This window comes from Mycobacteriales bacterium, assembly GCA_035690485.1.
In the GTDB taxonomy this organism is placed as follows: domain Bacteria; phylum Actinomycetota; class Actinomycetes; order JAFAQI01; family DASSKL01; genus DASSKL01.
This window is the reverse complement of the sequence record DASSKL010000005.1, coordinates 18,808-41,292: the sequence shown is the minus strand read 5'-3', so window position 1 is coordinate 41,292 and position 22,485 is coordinate 18,808. Positions and strand designations below refer to the sequence as shown.

At 72.6% G+C, this 22,485-nt stretch carries 23 protein-coding genes; 10 read left to right on the top strand and 13 right to left on the bottom strand.

Annotated features, from left to right (window positions below):
- Nucleotides 1-22 precede the first annotated feature (22 nt).
- Nucleotides 23-910: a DUF1206 domain-containing protein gene (locus VFJ21_00470; GenBank protein ID HET7405596.1), complete on the bottom strand. Its 888-nt coding sequence runs from the start codon at nt 908-910 to the stop codon at nt 23-25.
- Between the two features lie 69 nt (nt 911-979).
- On the opposite strand from VFJ21_00470, the gene VFJ21_00465 reads away from it, so the two are divergent.
- Nucleotides 980-1,789 carry an ATP-binding cassette domain-containing protein gene (locus VFJ21_00465; protein HET7405595.1) on the top strand — a complete coding sequence of 270 codons (810 nt, stop codon included), beginning with the start codon at nt 980-982 and terminating at the stop codon, nt 1,787-1,789.
- A gap of 15 nt (nt 1,790-1,804) precedes the next feature.
- Here the strand turns inward: VFJ21_00465 and galK are convergent, their stop codons facing one another.
- Both galK and VFJ21_00455 read right to left on the bottom strand, forming a co-directional pair.
- Nucleotides 1,805-2,932: a galactokinase gene (gene galK, locus VFJ21_00460; GenBank protein ID HET7405594.1), complete on the bottom strand. Its 1,128-nt coding sequence runs from the start codon at nt 2,930-2,932 to the stop codon at nt 1,805-1,807.
- A complete protein-coding gene (locus VFJ21_00455; protein ID HET7405593.1) occupies nt 2,932-3,945 on the bottom strand; it encodes an alanine racemase in 1,014 nt (337 codons plus the stop codon). The genes galK and VFJ21_00455 overlap by 1 nt, the downstream gene beginning before the upstream one ends.
- Before the next feature lie 27 nt (nt 3,946-3,972).
- Here VFJ21_00455 and VFJ21_00450 point away from each other — a divergent pair, with 27 nt between their 5' ends.
- Nucleotides 3,973-5,277, top strand: a complete 1,305-nt coding sequence (locus VFJ21_00450) for a D-arabinono-1,4-lactone oxidase (protein ID HET7405592.1) — start codon at nt 3,973-3,975, stop codon at nt 5,275-5,277.
- Between the two features lie 14 nt (nt 5,278-5,291).
- Here the strand turns inward: VFJ21_00450 and VFJ21_00445 are convergent, their stop codons facing one another.
- Both VFJ21_00445 and VFJ21_00440 read right to left on the bottom strand, forming a co-directional pair.
- The gene (locus tag VFJ21_00445) at nt 5,292-5,717 is read right to left on the bottom strand and encodes a cyclic nucleotide-binding domain-containing protein (GenBank protein ID HET7405591.1); all 426 of its coding nucleotides are present in this window, start codon (nt 5,715-5,717) and stop codon (nt 5,292-5,294) included.
- Nucleotides 5,718-5,743: 26 nt separating this feature from the next.
- Nucleotides 5,744-7,048, bottom strand: coding sequence for an MFS transporter (locus VFJ21_00440; protein ID HET7405590.1), 1,305 nt, complete (start codon nt 7,046-7,048; stop codon nt 5,744-5,746).
- 67 nt (nt 7,049-7,115) lie between these two features.
- On the opposite strand from VFJ21_00440, the gene VFJ21_00435 reads away from it, so the two are divergent.
- Entirely contained in the window at nt 7,116-8,063 is a 948-nt protein-coding gene (locus VFJ21_00435) for an LLM class F420-dependent oxidoreductase (GenBank protein HET7405589.1), read from the top strand.
- Between the two features lie 170 nt (nt 8,064-8,233).
- On the opposite strand, the gene VFJ21_00430 is transcribed toward VFJ21_00435, so the two are convergent.
- Genes VFJ21_00430 through VFJ21_00415 form a run of 4 tightly spaced genes read right to left on the bottom strand, consistent with a single transcriptional unit; the run spans nt 8,234 to nt 11,485 of the window.
- A complete protein-coding gene (locus VFJ21_00430) occupies nt 8,234-9,391 on the bottom strand; it encodes a thiolase family protein (GenBank protein HET7405588.1) in 1,158 nt (385 codons plus the stop codon).
- On the bottom strand, nt 9,378-10,103 hold the full coding sequence (locus tag VFJ21_00425) for a TetR/AcrR family transcriptional regulator (GenBank protein ID HET7405587.1): 726 nt from the start codon (nt 10,101-10,103) through the stop codon (nt 9,378-9,380). Before VFJ21_00425 ends, VFJ21_00430 begins: the two co-directional genes overlap by 14 nt.
- Nucleotides 10,100-10,465, bottom strand: coding sequence for a DUF6285 domain-containing protein (locus tag VFJ21_00420; GenBank protein ID HET7405586.1), 366 nt, complete (start codon nt 10,463-10,465; stop codon nt 10,100-10,102). Before VFJ21_00420 ends, VFJ21_00425 begins: the two co-directional genes overlap by 4 nt.
- A gap of 9 nt (nt 10,466-10,474) precedes the next feature.
- Entirely contained in the window at nt 10,475-11,485 is a 1,011-nt protein-coding gene (locus VFJ21_00415) for a phosphotransferase family protein (GenBank protein HET7405585.1), read from the bottom strand.
- A gap of 95 nt (nt 11,486-11,580) precedes the next feature.
- Here VFJ21_00415 and VFJ21_00410 point away from each other — a divergent pair, with 95 nt between their 5' ends.
- The 7 genes from VFJ21_00410 (at nt 11,581) to VFJ21_00380 (ending at nt 18,643) form a co-directional block, all read left to right on the top strand.
- Nucleotides 11,581-12,801 (top strand): acyl-CoA dehydrogenase family protein, encoded by a 1,221-nt coding sequence (locus VFJ21_00410; protein ID HET7405584.1) that lies wholly within the window; start codon nt 11,581-11,583, stop codon nt 12,799-12,801.
- 3 nt (nt 12,802-12,804) lie between these two features.
- Nucleotides 12,805-13,896 (top strand): acyl-CoA dehydrogenase family protein, encoded by a 1,092-nt coding sequence (locus VFJ21_00405; protein ID HET7405583.1) that lies wholly within the window; start codon nt 12,805-12,807, stop codon nt 13,894-13,896.
- 54 nt (nt 13,897-13,950) lie between these two features.
- Nucleotides 13,951-14,853: an SDR family oxidoreductase gene (locus VFJ21_00400; GenBank protein ID HET7405582.1), complete on the top strand. Its 903-nt coding sequence runs from the start codon at nt 13,951-13,953 to the stop codon at nt 14,851-14,853.
- Nucleotides 14,853-15,998 (top strand): CaiB/BaiF CoA-transferase family protein, encoded by a 1,146-nt coding sequence (locus tag VFJ21_00395; protein ID HET7405581.1) that lies wholly within the window; start codon nt 14,853-14,855, stop codon nt 15,996-15,998. The genes VFJ21_00400 and VFJ21_00395 overlap by 1 nt, the downstream gene beginning before the upstream one ends.
- Entirely contained in the window at nt 15,995-16,813 is an 819-nt protein-coding gene (locus VFJ21_00390) for an exodeoxyribonuclease III (GenBank protein ID HET7405580.1), read from the top strand. Before VFJ21_00395 ends, VFJ21_00390 begins: the two co-directional genes overlap by 4 nt.
- Before the next feature lie 29 nt (nt 16,814-16,842).
- The gene (locus tag VFJ21_00385; GenBank protein ID HET7405579.1) at nt 16,843-17,793 is read left to right on the top strand and encodes a nitronate monooxygenase; all 951 of its coding nucleotides are present in this window, start codon (nt 16,843-16,845) and stop codon (nt 17,791-17,793) included.
- 79 nt (nt 17,794-17,872) lie between these two features.
- Nucleotides 17,873-18,643, top strand: a complete 771-nt coding sequence (locus VFJ21_00380) for a phosphatase PAP2 family protein (protein ID HET7405578.1) — start codon at nt 17,873-17,875, stop codon at nt 18,641-18,643.
- A gap of 29 nt (nt 18,644-18,672) precedes the next feature.
- Here the strand turns inward: VFJ21_00380 and VFJ21_00375 are convergent, their stop codons facing one another.
- Genes VFJ21_00375 through VFJ21_00360 form a run of 4 tightly spaced genes read right to left on the bottom strand, consistent with a single transcriptional unit; the run spans nt 18,673 to nt 22,337 of the window.
- On the bottom strand, nt 18,673-19,779 hold the full coding sequence (locus VFJ21_00375) for an enolase C-terminal domain-like protein (protein HET7405577.1): 1,107 nt from the start codon (nt 19,777-19,779) through the stop codon (nt 18,673-18,675).
- Nucleotides 19,780-19,813: 34 nt separating this feature from the next.
- On the bottom strand, nt 19,814-20,632 hold the full coding sequence (locus tag VFJ21_00370; GenBank protein ID HET7405576.1) for an ABC transporter permease: 819 nt from the start codon (nt 20,630-20,632) through the stop codon (nt 19,814-19,816).
- Nucleotides 20,629-21,399: an ABC transporter permease gene (locus tag VFJ21_00365; protein HET7405575.1), complete on the bottom strand. Its 771-nt coding sequence runs from the start codon at nt 21,397-21,399 to the stop codon at nt 20,629-20,631. Before VFJ21_00365 ends, VFJ21_00370 begins: the two co-directional genes overlap by 4 nt.
- A gap of 2 nt (nt 21,400-21,401) precedes the next feature.
- Nucleotides 21,402-22,337, bottom strand: coding sequence for an ABC transporter ATP-binding protein (locus tag VFJ21_00360; protein ID HET7405574.1), 936 nt, complete (start codon nt 22,335-22,337; stop codon nt 21,402-21,404).
- Between the last annotated feature and the right edge of the window lie 148 nt (nt 22,338-22,485).

Here is a 22,485-nt window from a genome sequence, read left to right as displayed (position 1 = left end):
CGTGCGAGGGAGGTTTATCCGCTCAGGCACCCGACTCGATGTCGCGGAAGCGCGTCTCTACGAGGGAGTAGACGCTGAACAACCCGAACCCGGCCGCGACGATCGCCAGCGCCGCCAGGCCGAGCGCGCTGCCACGCAGGGAGAGCAGCAGGGCATCGAGGCCCTTCGCGTCGTTCGGGTCGAAGGTCACCGCGGCCGCGACCAGCAGGATGCCCACCGGCATGAAGACCGCGGCGCGCGCGGCCATGCCGCTGATCGCCACCGCCGGCATCGCCGTACGCAGCCATGACGGCATCTCCCCGACGCACCAGCCGTCGTCGTAGTCACGGGTGACCGCCACGCGGACCTGCCAGGCGCAGACCGCCACCACGATCACGCCGATGCCGGCCACGATCACCTGGCCGCCCGGCAGGCTCATGAACCGCGCGGTCGACTCCTCGTGCGCCTGCTCCGAGCCGGTGCTGTGGTTGCCGAGCGCCCACGACGCGGTCGCGAGCGCAAGCATGACGTACAGCAGGCCCGAGCCGGCGCTGCTCAACCGTCGCCACCCGCCGGTGTCGCGGTCGGCGGCCGCGGAGACGAAGCGGGCGACGGCGAACGCCGCGAACCCGACGGCGGCCGCGACGACCAGCGCCTCGCCGATCGGGGTGCGGGCAACCTCGGACAGGGCACCGTTGGCGTTGGCCTGCTTGCCGCCGGTGCCCGAACCCGTGGCCACCCGCACGGTCAGGTAGCTGAGCAGCAGGTACAGCACGGTGCGGGCGATCAGACCCAGCCGGGCGAGCCGGTCCAGCGCGAAGCTGCTGCGGATCCGGTCGGCGAGGGCCCGCGCGCCGTCGAGCAACCGGTGCCCGCGCCGACCCTGCCGCCGGGACGTCTTCCGCGCCCGGCGGTCCAGGCCGGTCGTCATGGCGCCTCCTCGGCCCGAGGTGTGCCCCTCGAGTCGCCGGGTCACGCACCGTCACGAGAGACTGACCGGGTGAACGCGCCGGCCGACCCGCTGCTCCGGCTGCGCGGGGCGACCGTGTGGCCGCCCGACACGGCACCGGTGCTCGCCGACGTGGACCTCGACGTGCACCCCGGGCAGCACTGGGCGTTGCTCGGACCCAACGGCGCGGGCAAGTCGACGCTGTTGTCGCTCGCCGGTGGCATGCGCCACCCGAGCCGCGGTGAGGTGTGGGTACTCGGTCGGCGCCTCGGCGCGGTGGATCTGCGGGAGCTGCGGGCCGACGTCGGCGTCGTCGACGCGCGGCTGCGCGTGCCCCGGCTGTCGGTGCACGACTACGTGCTGACCGGGGTGAGCGGCACGGTGCAGCCGCTGCCCGACCGCTACGGACCGGCCGAGCACGACCGCGCGGCCGCGCTGCTGGAGCGGGTCGGCATGGCCGCGCTCGCCGACCGTGACGTCACGACGTGCTCGGCGGGCGAGATGGGCCGGGCGCGGATCGCCCGCGCGCTGATGCCACGGCCACTCCTGCTGCTGCTCGACGAACCGGCCAGCGGCCTCGACCTACCGGGCCGCGAGGCGCTCGTCGACGCAGTGACCTCGCTCGTCCACGACCACCCAGAGCTCGCGACCGTGCTCGTCGCCCACCACCTCGAGGACCTCCCCCCGACGACCACACACGCGGTGCTGCTGCGTCACGGCCACGTCGTCGCCACCGGTCCCGCCGACGAGGTGCTCACCGAAGGGCCGCTGTCGCAGTGCTTCGGGCTGCCCCTGGAGGTCTCGCGGCACGAGGGGACGTACGGCGACCGCTGGGCCGCCCGAGCCCGCCGGGTCGGCTGACCCCGGGCCGAGATCTCAGGAGACTCGGCGCGCGCCGGCCGCGGGGCGCACCGTGCTGACGCCGGGGACCGGCAAGCCGTCACGCCCGGCCCGCTCGACGACCGCCGCGGTGACGTCGCCGACCCGGTCGGCCGGCGCAAGCACCACGACGCAGCCGCCGAACCCGCCCCCGGTCATGCGGGCGCCCAACGCACCTGCGGCGCGGACCGCCTCGACCGTCGCGTCCGCCGCGGGCCAGGAGACCTCGAAGTCGTCGCGCAGCGACGCGTGCGACAGGTCGAGCAGCGGCCCCACGTCGGCGAGCCGGCCGGCCCGCAACAGGTCGGCAGCCGCGGCGGTGCGGGCGTTCTCCGTGACGACGTGCAACGCCCTCCTGATCAGCCGCTCGTCCAGGCCGGCGGTGCGCACCTGCTCGGGGCTGGCGTCGCGCAGCGCGGGCACTCCGAGCAGCCGGGCGGCCCGCTCGCAGGCGGCCCGGCGGTCGGCGTAGCCGCCCTCGGCCAGGCGCCGGCGGACGCCCGTGTCGACGACGAGGAAGGCCAGCCCCGCCGCCGCCGGATCGCACCGGACGGCCTCCACGCTGACGGCGCGGGTGTCGATGAACAGCGCTCGGCCCTCGACACCGAGCAGGCTGGCGAGCGGGTCCATGAGCCCGACGGGCACGCCGACGTAGTCCTGCTCGGCTCGTTGGGCGAGCCGAGCCAGCGCGGTCGGGTCGAGGTCGGCGTGCCACAGGTCGGCCGCGGCGACGAGAACGGCGCAGGTCAGCGCCGCGCTCGACGACAGGCCCGAACCGCGGGGCACCGACCCGTCGACGACGAGGTCCAGCCCGCGTCGTACCCCCGCCGACCCGGCCAGCAGGGCAACGGCCCCGGCGGCGTACGCCGCCCACCCGCCGACCGCGCCGGGACGCACGTCGCCGAGTTCGATCGCGACCGGCCCGCCTTCCTGCTGCGACCACAACCGCAGCCGCCCGTCTCCGCGAGCTGCCGCGGCGACGCGCACCGACTGCTCGACGGCGAAGGGCAGCACGAACCCGTCGTTGTAGTCCGTGTGCTCGCCGATCAGGTTCACCCGGCCGGGCGCGAGCCAGACGCCGTCGGGCGGGCGGCCGGTCAGCCGGGCGAAGGCGTCGGCCGGCACTACCAGCCGCGCAGGTCGATCGGCCAGGTCTCGACCACCTGATCGCCGTCGACAAGGTGCGCGACCTCGTGCATCGCCATGGTCGGGTCGATATGCGCGGGCAGCACCCGCACCACGTCACCGACCGCGGGCCGGCAGGGCGACGCGGCGGAGTCGTCGGCGGAGAACGTCACGTGCTCGTCGGAGCAGAACCACACGGATGCCCCGTCGACGCTCGGGTTTCCGTGGTCCATGCCGAGCGACTTGAGGCCGACATCGGCGACGGCCCAGCCGCCGGCGCTCACCGAGATGACGCGGCCGAGCACGGTGAGGGCCTGCGCGAACGGCAGCCCGAGCTTCGCGTAGTAGGTGTCCATGAGCAGGTAGGAGCCGGCCTGGATCTCGGTCACCCACGTGTTGCTGTCGTAGTTGCCGGTGCCACCGCCGGACACCAGCTCACCGCCGACCAGCGCGTGGGCGGCGAGCAGCTTGGCCATGCACTCCTCGGTCTGCCGGGCGCGCTCGGCCGGGTCCTCGACCGGCATGACGTGTCCCTCGTAGCCCATGACGCCGCGCACCTGCAGGCCGGCGTGTCGCGCGAGGTCGGCGATCCGGCCGGCCTGCTCGGGGTCGCAGCCGCACCGGGGCAGGCCGACGTTGACGTCGACGACGACCTCACGCACGCCGCCGGCTGCCGCCGCATCGACGGTCTCCGGCGAGTCCACGGCAACCGTCACCCGCGCGCCGGCGGCGGCGACGGCGCCGAGCCGCCGCGCGTCGAGCACCTCGTTGGCGAGCAGGAGGTCGTCGCCGAGCCCGGCGGCCGCCATGCCCTCGACCTCGCGGATCGTCGCGCACGTGAAGCCGTGGTGGCCGGCGTCGTACTGCCGCCGGGCGAGCGCCGTGCACTTGTGCGCCTTGACGTGCGGGCGCAGCCGGTCACCGGGCAGCGCGGCGCTCATCGTGGTGAGGTTGTGCTCGAGCAGTGCCGCGTCGATGAGCAGTGCGGGTGTCTGCAGGTCGGTGATACGCATGCACCGGACCGTAGCGAAGGGATCACCATGGCAGAGGTCTGGCGCAACTGGGGTCGCAACCAGCTGGCCCGCCCGCAGCGCGTCGCCGCGCCCCGCGACGTCGACGAGGTCTCGACGCTGGTGCAGGACGCGGCCCGCGACGGGCTGCGGGTCAAGCCGGTCGGCGCCGGCCACTCGTTCACCTCGGCCGCGGTCACCGACGGCGTGCAGGTGCGGATGACCTCGCTCGACCGGGTGCTCGCTGCCGACCCCTCCACCGACCGGGTCACCGTGCAGGCGGGCATCCCGCTGCACCGGCTGAACCAGGAGCTCGAGGGCCGCGGGCTGGCGATGACCAACCTCGGTGACATCGACCGGCAGACGATCTCGGGCGCCACCTCGACGGGCACCCACGGCACCGGCGCCAGGTTCGGCGGGCTGTCGACCCAGATCGCGGGGCTGCAGCTGGTGCTGGGCGACGGCTCGGTCGTCGAGTGCTCGGCCGAGGAGCGGCCGGACCTGTTCGCCGCGGCCCGGGTCGGCATCGGCGCGCTGGGGGTCGTCACCGCGGTCACGCTGCAGTGCGTGCCGAAGTTCCTGATGCATGCGGTCGAGGGGCCGATGCGCTTCGACGAGGTGCTCGAGCGGCTCGACGAGTTCGTGGCCGAGACCGACCACTTCGAGTTCTACTGGTTCCCCCACACCGACCGCACCCTGACCAAGCGCAACACCCGGCTGCCCGGCGACGCCGAGGCCTCGCCGCTCGGCCGGTGGAAGTCGTGGGTCGACGACGAGCTGATGGCGAACTTCGCGTTCGGCCTGACCCAGCGCACCGGCCACTCCGCGCCGCGGCTGATCCGCCGGCTCAACCGCATCGCCGGCGGCTCGGTCGGCGGGCGGGAGTTCACCGACGTCTCCCACCGCGTCTTCGTGTCACCGCGGCGGGTGCGCTTCCGCGAGATGGAGTACGCCGTGCCGCGCGAGTCGATCCGCGACGTGGTGCGGGGGGTCCGCGACTGGATCGACACCTCGGGCGAGCCGATCTCGTTCCCGATCGAGGTGCGCTTCGCCGCCGCCGATGACATCTGGCTGTCGACGGCGAGCGGGCGCGAGTCGGCGTACGTCGCCGTGCACCAGTACTTCAAGGCCGACTACGAGCGCTACTTCCGCGCGGTCGAGTCGATCATGAGCGAGGTCGGCGGCCGGCCGCACTGGGGCAAGCTGCACTTCCTCGACGCGACGACGCTGCGCGAGCGCTACCCCCGGTTCGACGACTTCCGCCGGGTGCGCGACGAGGTGGACCCGCAACGGGTCTTCGCCAACGCCTACACCGAGCGAGTGCTCGGCCCCTGAGAACGCGTCGCGAGTTACGCGGTCACAGTCTGGCGGTCGAGATCACGCAGCCGCTGCGCCATGCCCTCGAGCAGCTTGCGTGCGATCGTCGGGGAGTCGGCGAGCAGGGCACCGAACTCCCGCTGCCCGATAACGAGCAGCACCGAGGGCGTCAGCGTCGTGGCGGTGGCGTCACGCGGCTCGCGCACCAGGAGGGCGAGCTCTCCGAAGAAGCCCCCCGGGCCGAGCACGGCGACTTCCTTGCCGTTGCGGCTGATCTGCACCTCGCCGTCGAGCAGGAAGAAGAACTCGCGGCCGATGGCACCCTGGCGCACGAGCACCTTGTCGGCGGGGACCCGCAGCTCCTCGCTCAGGCGCGCGATCTTCTTGAGCTCGCCCTTGGTGCAGGCACGGAACAGCGGGACGTTCTCGAGCTGCGCGAGCTTCTCGGCGTTGGCCATGGCCGCACAATAGGGGTGTTCGGCGGTCACGCACCAGGGATCTTCGGAACCATCGTCGGAGCGGCCGGTTCGGGCACCGCCGTGACACCGGCGTAGGGCGGCAGCGCGACGGCGCTCACCTCGTCGAGATCTCGCCCGCCGGTCTCCGGGAAGTGCAGCGCGATCAGCACGGCACCGGCGAGCGGCCCGACGGTGAGGACGAGCACCGCGACCGAGAGGCTTCCGGTCGCCGCGATGAACGCGCCCGCGAGCATGAAGCTCGAGAACTGCCCGAGGAGCTTGGCCACGCCGACGGCCGAGTTGCCCAGCGCCCGCAGCGCGGTCGGGAACAGCTCGGAGGCGTAGGAGCCTGCGGTGGGCCAGGCCCCGAACGTGCCCGCGTAGGTCAGCGCGAGCCCGAGGAACAGCTCCCACTCGGTGTGCGCGAGGAAGAAGAAGCAGGCCAGCCCGGCCGCCTCGACGAGCAGCGCGATGCAGGCGATGGGCTTGCGCCCGATGCGGTCGGACAACCGGCCCGCGACGACCAGCAACGGGAGGGCCAACGCACCGGAGGCGACGAGGGTGAAGTTGGCGGCCGACGACGACAGGCCGCGCTGGGTCTGCATGAAGTCGACGACGAAGACGATCGCCTGGCTGGTGAGCTGCAGCAGGAACACGGTGCCGGCGAGCAGCGCCAGGCGGCCGAGGTGCGGGGGGCGCAGGATCGCGGTCCAGCGCTGGGCGAGCTCCTGCCGGCGGGCCACCGTCGCGAAACGGCTGCTCTCCGGCAGCGACCGGCGCAGCAGCGCCGCGACGACGAGGACGGGTACGGCGGCGGCGTACAGCCACCGCCAGCTGCCGTGCAGCGGCGCGAGCAGCGCGCCCTGCAGGATCGACGCCCAGCCGCTGCCCAGCGCGGATGCCAGCGCGAGGATGCCGAAGCCGATGCCGCGACGGTCGGCCGGCAGCTCCTCCGCGACGACGGTCCAGGCCAAGGCGACCTCGGCCGCGAGGAAGAGCCGGGCCGCGAACTGCACCCCGACGAAGGCCTCGATGCTCGGCACGACTGCGGTGGCCGCGGTGGCGATCGTGTAGCCGGTGATGGAGATGAGCAGGGCGCGCCGGCGGCCGGCGCGGTCGGCGTAGCGGCTCAGCCACAGCGCGGGCGCCGCGCCCAGGTAGAGGATCGCGACCCACAGCGAGGCGGTCGACTGGCTGAGGCCGAACGTGTCGCGCAGCTGCGGCAGCGCGACCGTGACCGCGCTGAAGTCGTAGCCCTCGAAGAAGCTCGCGACCCCGAGGAGCCACAGCAGACGCCGGTGCTGGGGCGACAGACCGGCGGCTGCTCCCACCGAGGGAACGCTAGGGCGGCGGGGTGCGCGGCTCAAGGCAGGTCGACCGGGTGGGATAGTCGCGGCCATGCGCTACGGGCTGACGATCCCTTACATGGACACCCCGCTCGCCGAGCACGCCGACAAGCTGCGCGAGGTGGCGGACGCGGGCTACACCGACTTCTGGTCGGCGGAGGCGGGCGGCGCGGATGCGTTCACCCCGCTGGCGCTGGCGTCGCAGTGGGTGCCGTCGGCGCAGCTGGGCACGGCGATCGTGCCGGCCTACACCCGCGGACCCGGGTTGCTGGCGATGTCGGTGGCGACGATGGCCGACGCAGCGCCGGGCCGGTTCACCTTCGGCGTGGGCTCGTCGTCGAACGTGATCGTCGAGCGCTGGAACGGCATCCCGTTCGAGCAGCCGCTGCAGCGGGTGCGCGACACCGTGCGGTTCCTGCGCAAGGCGCTGGCCGGGGAGAAGGTCGACGAGGCGTTCGAGACCTTCACCGTCAAGGGCTTCCGGCTCGAGCGGGCACCCGCGCAGCCGCCGAAGATCCTGATCGCCGCGCTGCGGTCGAAGATGCTGACCCTCGCGGGCGAGGAGGGCGACGGCGCGATCATCAACTGGCTGTCGGCCGAGGACGTGAAGACCGTGGTGCCCTACGTCGGCACCGGCAAGGACGTCGTCGCGCGGATCTTCGTCTGCCCGTCGGAGGACGCCGACACGGTGCGCACCATCGCCCGGCGGATGGTCGCGGCCTACCTCAACGTCCCGGTCTACGCGGCGTTCCACGACTGGCTCGGCCGCGGCGAGGCGCTCGCACCGATGTGGGAGAAGTGGAAGGCCGGCGACCGCGCCGGTGCCCTCGAGGCCATCCCCGACCAGGTCGTCGACGATTTGATCATCCACGGCCCGGCCGAGCACTGCCGCGAGGTGATCCGCGCCTACATGGACAACGGCGTCACCGTGCCGGCGCTCGCGCCGATCCCGCTCGGCATGAGCTACCACGAGGCCGCACTGGCCCTCGCCCCGCGGTAGTCGAAGGGCCCCCGCCCCGCGGTAGTCGAAGGCCCCCGCCCCACCGCTGCCCGTCCTCTGCTCGCCGCCTTGCGTCTACTGCCGCGGTGTGGGGCCGAATGGAGATCGTCAAGGCCCTACACCGCGGCAGAAGACGCGAAAGAGAACCCGAGGCGGGTTGGCCGATCGGGTTAGAGCAGCTCGAGGATCGTCGCGTTGGCCATGCCGCCGCCTTCGCACATCGTCTGCAGCCCGTAGCGGACGCCGTTGTGCCGCATGTGGTGCACCAGCGTCGTCATGAGCCGGGCGCCCGAGCCGCCGAGCGGGTGCCCGATCGCGATCGCGCCACCGTTGGGGTTGACCGCCTTGGGGTCGGCGCCGATGTCGTGGAGCCACGCCAGCGGCACCGGGGCGAACGCCTCGTTGACCTCGAAGGCACCGATCTGGTCGATCGTCAGGCCGGAACGCGCGAGCACCTTCTTGGTCGCCGGGATCGGCGCGGTCAGCATGATGACCGGGTCGGCGGCGGCGAGCGCGGCCGAGTGCACCCGGGCGATCGGCTCCATGCCGAGCGCCTTCGCCTTCTCCGAGGTCATCATCAGCAGCGCGGCCGACCCGTCGGAGATCTGCGAGGAGTTGCCGGCGGTGATGACGCCGTCCTCCTTGAAGGCGGGCTTCAGCGTGGCCATCTTCTCGACCGTGCCGCCGCGGCGTACGCCCTCGTCGGTCGTCATCGTGGTGCCGTCGGGCAGGTCGACCGGGACGATCTCGTCGGAGAACCGGCCCTCGTCGATCGCGGCCGCCAGCTTCTCGTGCGACTCCAGGGAGAACTCGTCGAGCTGAGTGCGGGACAGGCCCCACCGCTCGGCGATCATCTCGGCCCCGAGGCCCTGGTTGAACCGCGCCCCGTCGTAGCGCTCCATGACCATCGGGCCGAACGGCTTGCCGACGTCCTGACCGCGTGAGGAGCCCATCGGCACCCGGGTCATCATCTCGACGCCGCCGGCGACGACGACGTCGTAGTGCCCGGCGACCAGGCCCGCCGCCGCGAAGTGCACCGACTGCTGCGACGACCCGCACTGCCGGTCGACGGTGGTGCCGGGGATCGACTCGGGCCAGCCGGCGCCGAGCACGGCGTTGCGGCCGACGTTGACCCCCTGCTCGCCGACCTGCATGACGCACCCCCAGATGACGTCGTCGACCTCGACCGGGTCGAGGTCGTTGCGCGCGGCGAGCGCCTGGAGGACGCGTGCGGACACGTCGACAGCGTGCAGCTGCGACAGCGCGCCACCACGCTTGCCGACGGGGGTACGGACGGCGTCGACGATGACGGCGTCACGAGCGTTCATCAGTGCCTCCTTGGGGCGGGTTCTGCAGACCGAGGGCTCCGACCCACAGGTCGGTGATCAGCCGGGCCGACTCGTCGGGGGTCGGTACCGGGTCGGGCGGGTCGAAGAAGTAGGTCGTGTAGACGAAGCGGTCGACCATGCCGGTCAACGCGCGGGCGGTCAGCACCGGGTCGAGCGCGGGGCGTACGACGCCGAGCCGCAGTCCCCGGTACAGCTCGCGTTCGACCGACTCGGTGAGCACGCGGCCGAGGTCGCGGCGCACGCGGGCGAGCCGCTCGTCGGTGTGGCTCACTTCGTCCCAGGCGCGCCAGAAGTGGATGTCCTCGGCGACGAGCCGGACGTAGGCGGTGATCATCTTTTCCAGCCCCGGCCGGCCGTCGCGCACCCGCCAGAGGCGGTCTTCCATGCCCTGGGCCGGGCCCATGACGCGCGCGACCGCCTGGCCGACGAGCTCGGCGACGATGGCCTGCCGGTCGGCGAAGTACTGGTAGAAGGTGCCGAGGCTCACACCCGCCGCCTCGGCGATCTGCGCGACGGTGGTGGCCTGGTAGCCCTGCTCCCCGAACAGCCGGTGCGCCGCCGTGAGCAGTGCCGCCCGGGTCCGCTGCCCGCGCGCCCCGATCGGGGTGACCGCGCCGGAGCCGCGGCGGCCTTCGACGTGGGTGGCGCCGACGACCCGCTCGGCCCACCGCTGCGCGGACGGCTCGCTCATCCGGCGGTCCCGGTCGTGAGGTGCTTCGGGTTGTCGATCTCGAGCTTGTGCCGGGCCAGCGGGCGCAGCGCCTCGAGGACCTCGCCGGCGCGGTCGTCGAGAGCACCGGCACGGATCCGGGCCGACAGCGCGGCGAGCAGCTCGCGGTCGGTGCCTTCGGCCTCCGCGAGGCCGGCCACCGACGCGCGGTCGGCGGCGAAGTGCCCCGGACCCGCCTCGAGCTCACGCGCGACGATGCCCAGCGCGTTGGCCGCCACCCGAGCCTGGAAGCCGAGCGCGCCGGGCAGCGCGGGCATCGCGTCGGTCCGCAGCCAGTCGGCGACCGCGATGACCAGCTCGGCGGCGGTCGGACGGTTCTCCACTCGGCCTCCTCAGCCCGCTGCCGCTGCGATGAGCTCCAGCAGGTCGTGCTCGTTCTCCGAGACCCGCCGCCCGATGGCCGCCAGCTCGACGCTGCGCACGGCGCCGGACAGGTGCCCGGCGGCCTGCACCATGCACATGATCCCCCATCGCAGGGTGCCGCAGGTCTCCCAGAACCGCACCGCGTCGATGTCGACGTCGCGCCCGGAGGCCTCGGCGTAGGCCGTGACGAGCTCCTCCCGGGAGCCGAAGCCCCCGGCGACGGCCGCGTCGTTGCCGAACCGCCAGGCCCGCACGCAGAACCACCCGAGGTCCTCGCGCGGGTCGCCGACGTGGGCGAGCTCCCAGTCAAGGACGCCGCGCAGCCCGTCGGGCCCGATCATCAGGTTGCCGGTGCGGAAGTCGCCGTGCACGAGGGCCGGCTCGACCGGTGGCGGCAGGTGACCGAGCAGCCACCGCACGCCGAACTCGAAGGCCGGTGACGGCTCGCCCAGCATGTCGAGGAGGTCGAGCTGCTCGCGCAGCATCGACTCGGCGTCGCGCGGGGGGCCGAGGAAGGCCGCCTCCGCGGCGGTGACGGTGTGGATGCCGGCGAGCGCCCGGGCGCACTGCCCGGTGACGAGCGGACGGGCCGACGCGAACGCGTCGTCGCGAAGCAGCTTGCGCGCGATCGTCTCGCCCTCGAGCCGCTCCATCAGCAGCCAGGTCATGCCGAGGGCCGACTCGCGGTCGCCGCCCGCCAGCACCGCGGGCACCGGCACGCCGCGGTCGTGCACGAGCTCGAGCACCCGGCGCTCGTCGGGACGGTCGACCCGCATCGCACCGCCCGGTGCGGCGCCCCGCCGGTCGCAGCGCAGGATCGCGGGGACGGTCACGGCGTCGCGGCGCACGTCGAGGCTCCAGGTCTCCATCGACGCGCCGCCGGACAGCCGGCGCAGGGCGACCACCTCGACGTCCTGCTCCCACTGCCGCGCCAGCTCAGCGGTGAGCGCCGGCCCGATCTCGTCGGCGGCGACGGCCACGTGGGGCTCCCTTGGTTGACGAATGCACGGGGAGATGTTGTGGTACCTGACGTCACCCTCAGATTACAGGCCCCGCCCGGCGAGGAGGTCCTTGCATGGACATCGACGACAGTCCGGAAGAGGCGGCGTACCGGCAGACGGTGCGCGCGTACCTGGAGGAGCACAGCCACGAGCTCCACACCGGACGCGGCCGGGCCGAGGTCGACGACGTCGAGGCACACAAGCACAACCAGCGGGTGCTCTACGAGGGCGGGTTGGTCGGCATCCAGTGGCCGAAGGAGTACGGCGGCCAGGGCGGCACCCCGATGCAGCAGGTGATCGCCAACCAGGAGATCGCGCGCGCCGAGGTTCCCGGGCTGATCGGCTTGATCGGCGTCGGCATGTGCGGGCCGACGATCATCGGCCACGGCACCGAGGAGCACAAGGCGCGGTTCCTGCCGCCGCTGCTGCGCGGCGAGGAGATCTGGGCGCAGCTGTTCAGCGAGCCGGGGTCCGGCAGCGACCTCGCCGCCCTGTCGACCCGGGCGGTCCGCGACAACGGCAGCTGGCGCATCAACGGCCAGAAGGTGTGGACGTCCGGCGCGCAGTACAGCGACTACGGGATCATCATCACCCGCACCGACCCGTCGCTGCCGAAGCACCGCGGGCTCACGATGTTCATCATCGACCTGCACCACCCGGGCGTGACCGTCCGCCCGCTGAAGCAGATGAGCGGTGACGCCGGCTTCAACGAGGTCTTCCTCGACGACGTCGAGGTGCCCGACGACTGGCGGCTCGGCGACGTCAACGACGGCTGGCGGGTCGCCATCACCACGCTGATGAACGAGCGCATGGCGATCGGTGGCGGCGGCACCGACCTCGGCGGCAGCGTCGAGAGCCTGGTCGAGACCGTCGCCGAGCGCATCGAGTCGCTCTCGCCCGACCGGGCGGCGGTCGCCCGCCAAGAATTGGCCGAGTGCTGGATCGAGTCGCTCGCCTGCCGCTACACCGGTTACCGGCGCCTCACCGCGCTGTCGAAGGGCCAGCTGCCCGGCCCCGAGGGCAGCGCCGGCAAGCTCGCCGGCACGGCGGTGGCGCGGCGGATCGCCGACCTGGGCGTCCGGATGCAGCTCGATGACGCGGTGTTCCAGCAAAGCGGTGCGGGTGACGCGCGGTGGCAGAACGTGCAGGCGTCGCTGCCCGGCATCGCGATCGCCGGCGGCACCAACGAGGTGCTCAAGAACATCCTCGGCGAACGGGTGCTCGGCCTGCCGCCGGAGCCACGCCTCGACAAGGACAAGCCGGCCGCCGAGATCCTCGGCCGCAAGGGGGCCTGAGCCATGGACTTCGCGCTGTCCGAGGAGCAGCGGCTTCTGCAGAGCACCGCCCGTGACTACTTCGAGAAGAACCCCGGCACCGAGATCGCGCGCTCGCTGCTCGACGGTGCCGCCACGCTGCCCGACCTGCGGCCGGAGCTGGCGGAGATGGGCTTCCTCGGCCTGCTCGCGGCGGAGGAGCACGGCGGCAGCGGCGGCACCGTGCTCGACCTCGCGGTCGTGGCCGAGCAGGCCGGCCGGGTGATCGCCCCGGTGCCGCTGACCGGCACGGCGGCACGCGCCGTTGTGCTGCTGCAGGCCGCCGCGGCCGGCGGTTCGGCCGAAGCTGCCCGGCTCCTCGCCGAGGTCGTCGAGGGTGCCCGCGCGATCAGCGTCGCCGACCCGGCCGAGCTCTCGCTGTCGGGCGGCTCGCTGAGCGGCTCGACCCACCCGGCCTTCGACGCCGTCGCGGCGCAGACCGTCGTCACACTGGCCGGTGGCGCGCTCGTGGCGGTCGAGGTCGGGTCGGGTGTCACGATCGAGCCCCGCGAGCCCATCGACCCGACCCGCGGCCTCGCGCCGGTGCGTTTCGACGGGGCGCACGCGACGGTGCTGCTCGGGGACGAGAAGGTCGCCGCGGTCTGGCGGCGCGCCCGCGACATCGCGGCGATCGTGCTGGCCGCGGAGGACCTCGGTACGACGTCGGCCGCGGTCGCAAAGGCGGTCGCCTACGCCAAGGAACGGGTCGCGTTCGGCCGGCCGATCGGCAGCTTCCAGGCGGTCAAGCACATGCTGGTCGACGCCTACGTCTACGAGGAGCAGCTGCGTTCGCTGGTCTGGCTCGCGGCCTGGACCGCCGACGAGGACCCCGAGACGCTGTCCCTGCACGCGAGCGCCGCGGCGGCCTACGCCTCCGACGCGGTGGAGCGGGTCGCCGAGACGCTGATCCAGGTCCACGGCGGCATCGGCTTCACCTGGGAGCACGACGCGCACGTCTACTGGCGGCGCGCCAAGGTCGACCGGCTGCTCCTGGGCGATGCGCACGAGCACCGTGACCGGGTGGCTCGCCTGCTGCTCGAGCAGGCTGCGAGGATCGAGCCGCAACCCGCCCGCTGAACCTGTCGCCCCGACGCCCGAGGGCGGCGCCGAGCACCACTGAGAGAGGAACCCGTGACCGACATCTCCTTCGACGGCCGCGTCGTCATCGTGACCGGGGCCGGCCACGGCCTGGGCAAGACCTATGCGCTGGAGCTGGCCAAGCGCGGCGCGGCCGTGGTCGTCAACGACCTCGGCGGTGCCCGCGACGGCACCGGCGCCAGCTCGTCGGCGGCCGACGAGGTCGTCGAGGAGATCAAGGCCGCCGGCGGCGACGCCGCCGCGTCGTACGACTCGGTGGCCACCCCCGAGGGTGGCGCGGCGATCGTCAAGACCGCGATCGACAAGTTCGGCAAGATCGACGTCGTCATCAACAACGCCGGCATCCTGCGCGACAAGAGCTTCGCCAACCTCGAGTGGGCCGACCTCGACGCGGTGCTCGACGTGCACCTCAAGGGAGCGTTCTACGTCACCCAGCCGGCCTTCCGGGTGATGAAGGACCAGGGCTACGGCCGGCTGGTGTTCACCTCGTCGAACGCCGGCATGTTCGGCAACTTCGGCCAGACCAACTACGGCGCGGCGAAGACCGGGCTCACCGGCTTCTCCAACGTCCTGGCGATCGAGGGCGCGAAGTACGGCATCAAGAGCAACGTCGTGATGCCGGTCGCCCGCACCCGGATGACCGAGGAGCTGCTCGGCCCGGCGGCCGACCTGCTCGACCCCGAGCTCGTGACGCCGCTGGTCGTCTACCTCGCCAGCGAGGCGTGCGAGGTGACCCACGAGGTGTTCAGCGCGGCGGCCGGCCGCTACTCCCGGGTCTTCATCGGCCTGACCGACGGCTGGTTCGCCGGCAAGGGCAACAAGCCCAGCGCCGAGGAGATCGCCAAGCACTGGGACGACATCGAGAACCGCGACGGCTACATCGTCCCGCTGTCCAGCGGCGACGAGCTGACCGGCCTGCTGCCGAAGCTGCAGTGATGGGCAGCGGTCCTCTCTCCGACCTCAAGGTCGTCGAGATCGCGGGCATCGGCCCCGGGCCGTTCTGCGCGATGCTGCTCGCCGACTTGGGTGCGGACGTGATCCGCATCGACCGGCCCAGCGGCAGCGGTCGCGTCGTCGACACGCGCTTCGAGGTCACCAACCGCGGCCGGCGCTCCGTCGCGGTCGACCTGAAGAACCCCGGCGGTGCCGAGGTCGTCCTGCGGCTCGCCGCCCAGGCCGACATCCTCATGGAGGGCTACCGGCCCGGGGTCGCCGAGCGGCTCGGCATCGGGCCGGACGCCTGCTGGCAGCGCAACCCGAAGCTGGTCTACGGCCGGATGACGGGCTGGGGCCAGGAGGGGCCGATGGCCTCGACCGCCGGCCACGACATCGCCTACATCGCGTTGACTGGCGCGCTGCACGCGATCGGTCGCGAGGGCGGCCCGCCGCAGGTGCCGCTGAACCTGCTGGGCGACTTCGGCGGCGGCGGCATGCTGCTGGCGTTCGGCATGCTGGCCGCGCTGTGGGAGGCCCAGAAGTCGGGCAAGGGCCAGGTCGTCGACGCCGCGATCGTCGACGGCACCGCCACCCTCGCTGCGATGATCTACGGGATGCTGGGCTCGGGCTTCTGGGCCGACCGGCGGGGTTCGAACCTGCTCGACACCGGAGCGCCGTTCTACGACGTCTACGAGACCTCCGACGGCAAGTGGATGGCGGTCGGGGCGCTCGAGCCGCAGTTCTATGCCGAGCTGCTGCGGCTGCTCGAGCTCGACCAGGCCGACCTACCCGGCCAGCACGATCGGTCGCGGTGGGGCGAGCTGCGGGCGACGTTCGCCGGGCGGTTCAAGGAGCGCACCCGCGACGACTGGGCCAAGGTCTTCGAGGGCACGGACGCGTGCGTTGCGCCGGTCCTCTCGCTCGGCGAGGCGCACGAGCATCACCACATCGCAGCCCGCGGCACGCTGATCGACCGCGACGGCGTCGTACAGCCGGCGCCGTCACCGCGGTTCTCCCGTACGCCGGGAGCGGTGCAGCGCAAGCCGCCCGCGCCCGGGGAGAACACCCGCGAGGCGCTGACCTCCTGGGGAGTCGACGACGTCGACGCACTGATCGAGTCGGGAGCGGTCGTCCAAGCGCAGTGAGGATCGCGACCTGGAACGTCAACTCGATCGGGGCCCGGCTGCCGCGCCTGGAAGAGTGGCTCGACCTGGCCGAGCCCGACGTGTTGTGCCTGCAGGAGATCAAGTGCCGGGGTGATGCGTTCCCGAGCGAGGGGGCGGAGTCCCGCGGTTACGAGGTCGCGGCCAATGGCGACGGCCGCTGGAACGGCGTCGCGATCCTCACCCGCGTGGGGCTGGCCGACGTCGAGCTGGGGTTCTCGGGCCAGCCGGCCTACGCTCCTCCGCCGGACGAGGACGACCCGGCGCTGATCGGCACGCCGCCGGCCGTCGAGGCGCGGGCGATCGGGGCGACCTGCGGCCCGCTGCGCATCTGGTCGGTCTACGTGCCCAACGGCCGCTCTCTCGACAGCCCGCACTACGCCTACAAGCTGGAGTGGCTGGCCGCCCTGCGCGACGCGCTGGCGCCGGAGGTGGCGCGCGGGCCGTTCGTCGTGACCGGCGACTTCAACATCGCGCCGACGGACGCCGACGTCTGGGACCCGGGCGCGTTCGTCGGCTCGACCCACGTGACCGACGCCGAGCGCGCCGCACTCGCCGACCTGCGCGCGCTCGGGCTGACCGACGTGGTGCCGCGCGCGATGAAGCACGACACCCCCTACACCTACTGGGACTACCGGGCGGGGATGTTCCACAAGAACATGGGCATGCGCATCGACCTGGTCTACGCCAGCGCCACTGCCGCGGAGAAGGTGCGCGACGCCTACGTCGACCGCGACGCGCGCAAGGGCAAGGGTCCGAGCGACCACGCTCCCGTCGTCGTCGACCTCGATCTCTGACCGCATCGGCCGCGCGCGAGACTGTCCTCATGCTGCAGACCTGGTTGACCGACACGTTCTCCCTCGATGTGCCGCTGGTCGGCGCCCCGATGGCAGGCGTCGCGGGCGGCCGGCTGGCGGCGGCCGTCAGCGCGGCCGGCGCTCTCGGCATGGTGGGTGTCGGCAGCACAACTCCGCTGGAGTGGATCGGCGGTCAGGCGGAGCAGGCCGCCGGCACCGGACGGCCGTTCGGCATCGGGCTGATGGGCTGGGCCCTCGAACACGTGCCCGCGCAGGTCGACGCGGTGCTCGCCGCCCGCCCGAGGTTGGTCTCGGTCAGCTTCGGCGCCCTGCAGCCGTGGGTCTCCCGGTTGCACGAGGCCGGCGTGGTCGTCGCGACCCAGGTCGGCGACGCGACCGAAGCGGTGCAGGCGCAGGACGCCGGCGTCGACATCGTGGTGGCCCGCGGCAGCGAGGGAGGCGGGCACGGGCGCGACGCCGTGGCGACGCTGCCGCTGCTCGCGGCCGTGCTCGACGCGGTGCAGGTGCCGGTGCTCGCCGCCGGAGGAGTCACCTCTCCGCGGGCGTTCGCCGCGGTGCTCGCCGCCGGCGCCACCGGCGCGTGGGTCGGCACCGCGCTGCTCGCCACCGACGAGGCGATCAACGACCCGGCCGCCCGCGACCGAGCGGTCGCGGCGCGCGAGACCGACACCGTTTACACCCGGGTCTTCGACGTGGCGCAGAAGATCCCGTGGCCGGCGCAGTTCGGCGGCCGCGCCCTGCGCAACGACTTCACCGAGCGCTGGGCCGGCCACGAGGACGAGCTGGCCGCCACCGACGAGGCCGGCGTGGCGCTGCTGGCGGCGCGCAAGGCGAGCGACTTCTCGACCGCGAACGTCTACGCCGGCCAGGGGGTCGCCGCCGTACGCCGCAGGGGGCCGGCCGCCGACGTCGTACGCGAGCTCGCCGAAGGCGCGGAGGCGCTGCTGCGCCGCTGGTGACGTGCCGCGAGCCGCTGTCCGAAGGGTCCGCGGTGCGCGATAATGCCGAGGGCATCGGGTTCTCCGGGGGGAGGTCGGCATGGCGGTCGCACGTCCGGGGGCACCCGTCGTGGCCGTCCCGGCCCGGCGCAGCCGGCGCGCCCTCGCCCTCCTGCTGCTGCGCGACGCGGCCGTCGTGCTCACGGCCTTCGGCGCCTACTTCGGCGTCCGCGCCCTCACGCACGCCGACGCCGACGACGCGCTGCGGCACGCGCAGTCGATCGTTCACGTCGAGCGGGCGCTGGGCCTCTTCCACGAGGGCACGCTGCAGGACGCGATCACCGACAACCACGTGCTGGTGACGGTCCTCAACTGGATCTACGTGTGGGGACACTGGCCGGTGATCATCGCGGTGATGGTGTGGCTGGCGATCAACCACCGCCGCTGGTTCCGCGTCACCCGCAACGCGCTGTTCGTGTCGTTCGCGCTCGGCCTGGTGTTCTTCATCTGGTTCCCGGTGGCGCCGCCGCGCCTGGCCGGCCTCGGCCTCGTCGACACGGTGAGCCTGCACTCCGCCGCGTACCACGTGCTGCAGCCGCCGAACCTCGTCGACAAGTACGCCGCGATGCCGAGCTTCCACCTCGGCTGGGACCTGCTGATGGGGCTGGCGGTGTTCCTCTGTGCGCGGTGGCGACCGTTGCGGCTGGTCGGGCTGCTCATGCCGCTGGCAATGTTCACCTCGATCGTGCTGACCGCCAACCACTACTTCCTCGACGGGCTGGTCGGCGCCGCGCTCGTGCTGCTGAGCCTGTTCGTCGGCGTACGCATCGAACGTCGCTGGGGCGGCGCTACGGGTCAGCCCGCGACGTAGTCGGGCGATGGGGGCCGCGTCTTCGTCGGTCATCGCACCCGCCACTGCTCGAGATCCGCGCGCTTGAGGTCGAGACCCAGGCCCGGCCGGCTTCGGTCGGGCCGCAGCGCGCCACCCTCCGGCGACAGGCAACCGTCGAACGCCATGTGCTCGATCCGCACGTGGTCGTGGAAGTACTCCAGGTGGCGCAGGTGCCAGATCGCCGTGCACGCCTGCGCGCTGACCTGCGGCGCGCAGTGTGCCGACAGATCGATCGTGCGAGCGTCGCAGAGCGCCCCGACGCGCAGGAAGCCGGTGATGCCGCCGCACCGCGTCACGTCGGCCTGCAGGCAGTCGACCGCCTCGGCATCGAGCATGTGCTGGAAGTAGGGCAGGTTCCAGCCGTACTCCCCGGCCGCGATGTCGAGCCCACCGGGCCCGCTGTCGCGCAGCAGGTGCAGACCCGCGAGGTCGTCGGAGGTGACCGGCTCCTCGAACCAACGCACGCCCGCGTCGGCGTAGATATGCGCCCAGCGCAGCGCCTGCTTGCGGGTGAACGCGCCGTTCGCGTCGACGAAGAGGTCGACGTCGGCCCCGATCGCCTGCCGTGCGACGCGCAGCCGCTCGTGGTCGGCGTCGGGGTCGCGGCCGGTCTTCATCTTCACCTGGCCGATGCCCTGCCGGGCCCAGCCGCGCAGCTGCTCGGCGAGCTCGTCGTTGGTGTACGACGTGAAGCCGCCGCTGCCGTAGATCGGGACCGCCTCGTGCACCGCGTCGATGGCGACCACGAGCGGCACGTCGAGCAGCCGCGACTTGAGATCCCACAGGGCGATGTCGACGGCGGAGACCGCCATCATCGAGATGCCGGTCTGGCCGAAGTTGCGCAGCTCGTGCAGCATGCTCGCCCACGCCGCCTGCACGCGCATGGCGTCCATGCCCTGCACGACCCCGGCGAGCTTGCCGCTGACGAGGTCCGCGGCCGAGGCGTGCGTGTAGGAGTAGCCGATCCCGGTGCGGCCTCCCGCGCTCGCCTCGACGAGGACCATCGTCGTCGAGTCCCACTGGAGCGTGCCGTCGGACTCCGGCTGATCGGTCGGGATCGTGTAGGCGCTCACGTCGACGCACTCGACGGGCACGGCACTGCTGGCCATCGGCATGCCTGACTCGTGGCCGTCGGACGACCCGCTGAAACTACGGTTGCAGCAGCAGGCGCAGGCGGCGACCGGCGATGCGCAGGCCGACCGTGCCCATGATGGCGAGGTAGGCCGCGTGGCCGAGCATCTGCCACGAGAGCTGGCCCAGCACGAGACCGCGCTCGAGCGCGACCCCCTGGTAGAGCGGGGTGATGCGCACCAGCCAGCCGACCGCCTCCGGGTAGCGCGACAGCGGGAAGAACACCGCCGAGAACAGGAACATCGGCACCAGGGCGAGGTTGACGAAGTCGAAGTCGATGAACGACCGCATCCACGTCGTACACGCCAGGCCGGCACCGGCGAAGGCGAAGCCGACCAGCACGGCGACCGGCAGCGCGCACACCGCCCAGGGCGAGCGCACGTAGCCGAGGAGCACCATCGTGACGAGGAAGACCGTCGAGTAGACCGTGCCCCGCAGCAGCGCCCAGGTCGCCTCACCCCGGGCGACGTCGGCGATGCGCATCGGGGTGGCGAGCATCCCGTCGTACGTGTGGGAGTACTTGAAGTTGATGAAGAAGCCGAACGTCGTGTCGATGATCGCGCCGTTCATCGCCGAGGTGGCGAGCAGGCCCGGGGCGACGAACAGCGCGTAGGAGATCTGCTCCCCGCCCGGGCCGCTGACCGTGCGCACGAGGTGGCCGACGCCGATGCCGATGGAGCCGAGGAACATCAGCGGCTCGGCGAAGCCGGTGAGGAAGACCGGCCAGAACCGCTTGTAGACCGCGACGTTGCGCTCGACCACCCGCAGGAAGCGGCGGTGCCCCACACCGGGGATCGCCCGCGGCACGTAGGCGGAGAGGAAGTCGGAGGCGGTCACGGGGTGAGCCGCCGGTGGAAGTTGCGCCGCCCGGCATAGACGCCGACACCGATGCACAGCAGCAGCGCGGCCACATGACCCAGCGCCGGCCAACCCGCGTGACCGGTGGTCGCCGAGCGGCACAGCTCGACGGCATGCCAGAGCGGCGAGAGCACGACGAGCCCCTGGCCCCAGCCGGGCAGCTGGCTGACCGGGAAGAACGTGCCGGAGAACAGGAACAGCGGGATGACCGCGAGCCGCATGACGACGGGGAACGCCACGTCGGTCTCCTGCGTCACCGCGAAAGCGGCAAGCGGTGCGGCGAAGGCCAGCGCGCCGGCGACCGCGGCGAGGATCGCGAGCACCGCCCACGGCGACGTGACCCCGCCCAGCGCCGCGGCGATGGCGAGGAACGCCGTGGCCGACAGCGTCGTGCGCAACGCGATCCAGCTGATCGCGCCGGTGTAGACATCGGCCGGCGACGCCGGCGAGGAGATCATCGCGTTGTAGTGCCCCATCCACTTGAAGCCGGCCATGACCGGCCACAGCGAGTCGCCCGAGGCCGCCTGCACGGCGCTCGCCGCGAGCAGCCCGGGGGTGACGAACTCCAGGTAGGTCAGCCCGGAGACGGAGCGGTTGTGCGCGTCGACGATGCCGCCGAGCCCGATGCCAATCGAGGCCAGGTAGAGCAGCGGCGTGACGAAGCTCGTGAACGCGGAGCCGCGCCACAGCTTGCGGTAGACGCGGGCCTCGCGCTCCACGATGCGCAGGACATGGGTGGTGGCCACCGTCACTCCTGCAAGGTGCGGCCGGTGATGATGAGGAAGACGTCCTCCAACGTGCTGCGGCGGACCAGCACCGACGTCGGGCGCATGCCGTCGCCGTTGATGACCTCGACCGCCTTGTCACCGTCGTCGGTGTAGAGGAGCACCCGGTCGGTCAGCGGCTCCATGCGCTCGCCGAGCCGCTCGAGCGACGGCTGCGCGGCGCGGCTGTCGTCGAGACTGCTGAACCGCAGCTCGACGACCTCCTTGGTCGCGTAACGGCGGATCAGCTCCTGCGGTCCCCCCTCGGCGACGATGCGGCCGCCGTCCATGATGACCAGCCGGTCGCACAGCTGCTCGGCCTCGTCCATGTAGTGCGTGGTCAGGACGAGCGTGACGCCCTGCATCTTCAACCGGTAGAGCCGGTCCCACAGCAGGTGCCGGGCCTGCGGGTCGAGCCCGGTCGTCGGCTCGTCGAGGAGCATCAGCTCGGGCGAGTTGACCAGGGCGCGGGCGATCGTGAGCCGGCGCTTCATGCCGCCCGACAGCGGGTCGACCCGGTCGCCGCTGCGCTCGGACAGCTGCACGAACTCGAGCAGCTCCTCGACCCGGGGCCGGATGTCGGCGAGCGGCATGCCGAAGTAGCGACCGTAGATGACGAGGTTGTCCCAGACGGTCAGCTCGGTGTCGAGATTGTCCTCCTGCGGCACCACGCCGAGCCTGGCCCGGATCCGGGGCCCGTCGGTGTGCACGTCCATGCCGAGCACCTCGAGCGCACCGCCGGACGGCGACGACACGCAGCCGATCATCCGCATGGTCGAGCTCTTGCCGGCGCCGTTGGGTCCGAGAAACCCGAAGGCCTCGCCCGGCCGCACCTCGAAGTCGATGCCGTCGACCGCGACGAAGGACCCGAACCTCTTCGTCAGCCCCCGGGCACGGATCAACGGCTCCTCGGCGGGCATGACGTGCACCGTACCGAGTCGGTCGGACAAAGTCCGACCGGTTTCTCGGGACCCGGGAAACGCCGCCGGTGCGCGCTGGGCGAGACCGCTGTGCTGCTCGTCGCCGCGGTCAGCCGCGAACCCGGGCGGGCGATCCCGGCGCAGCCTT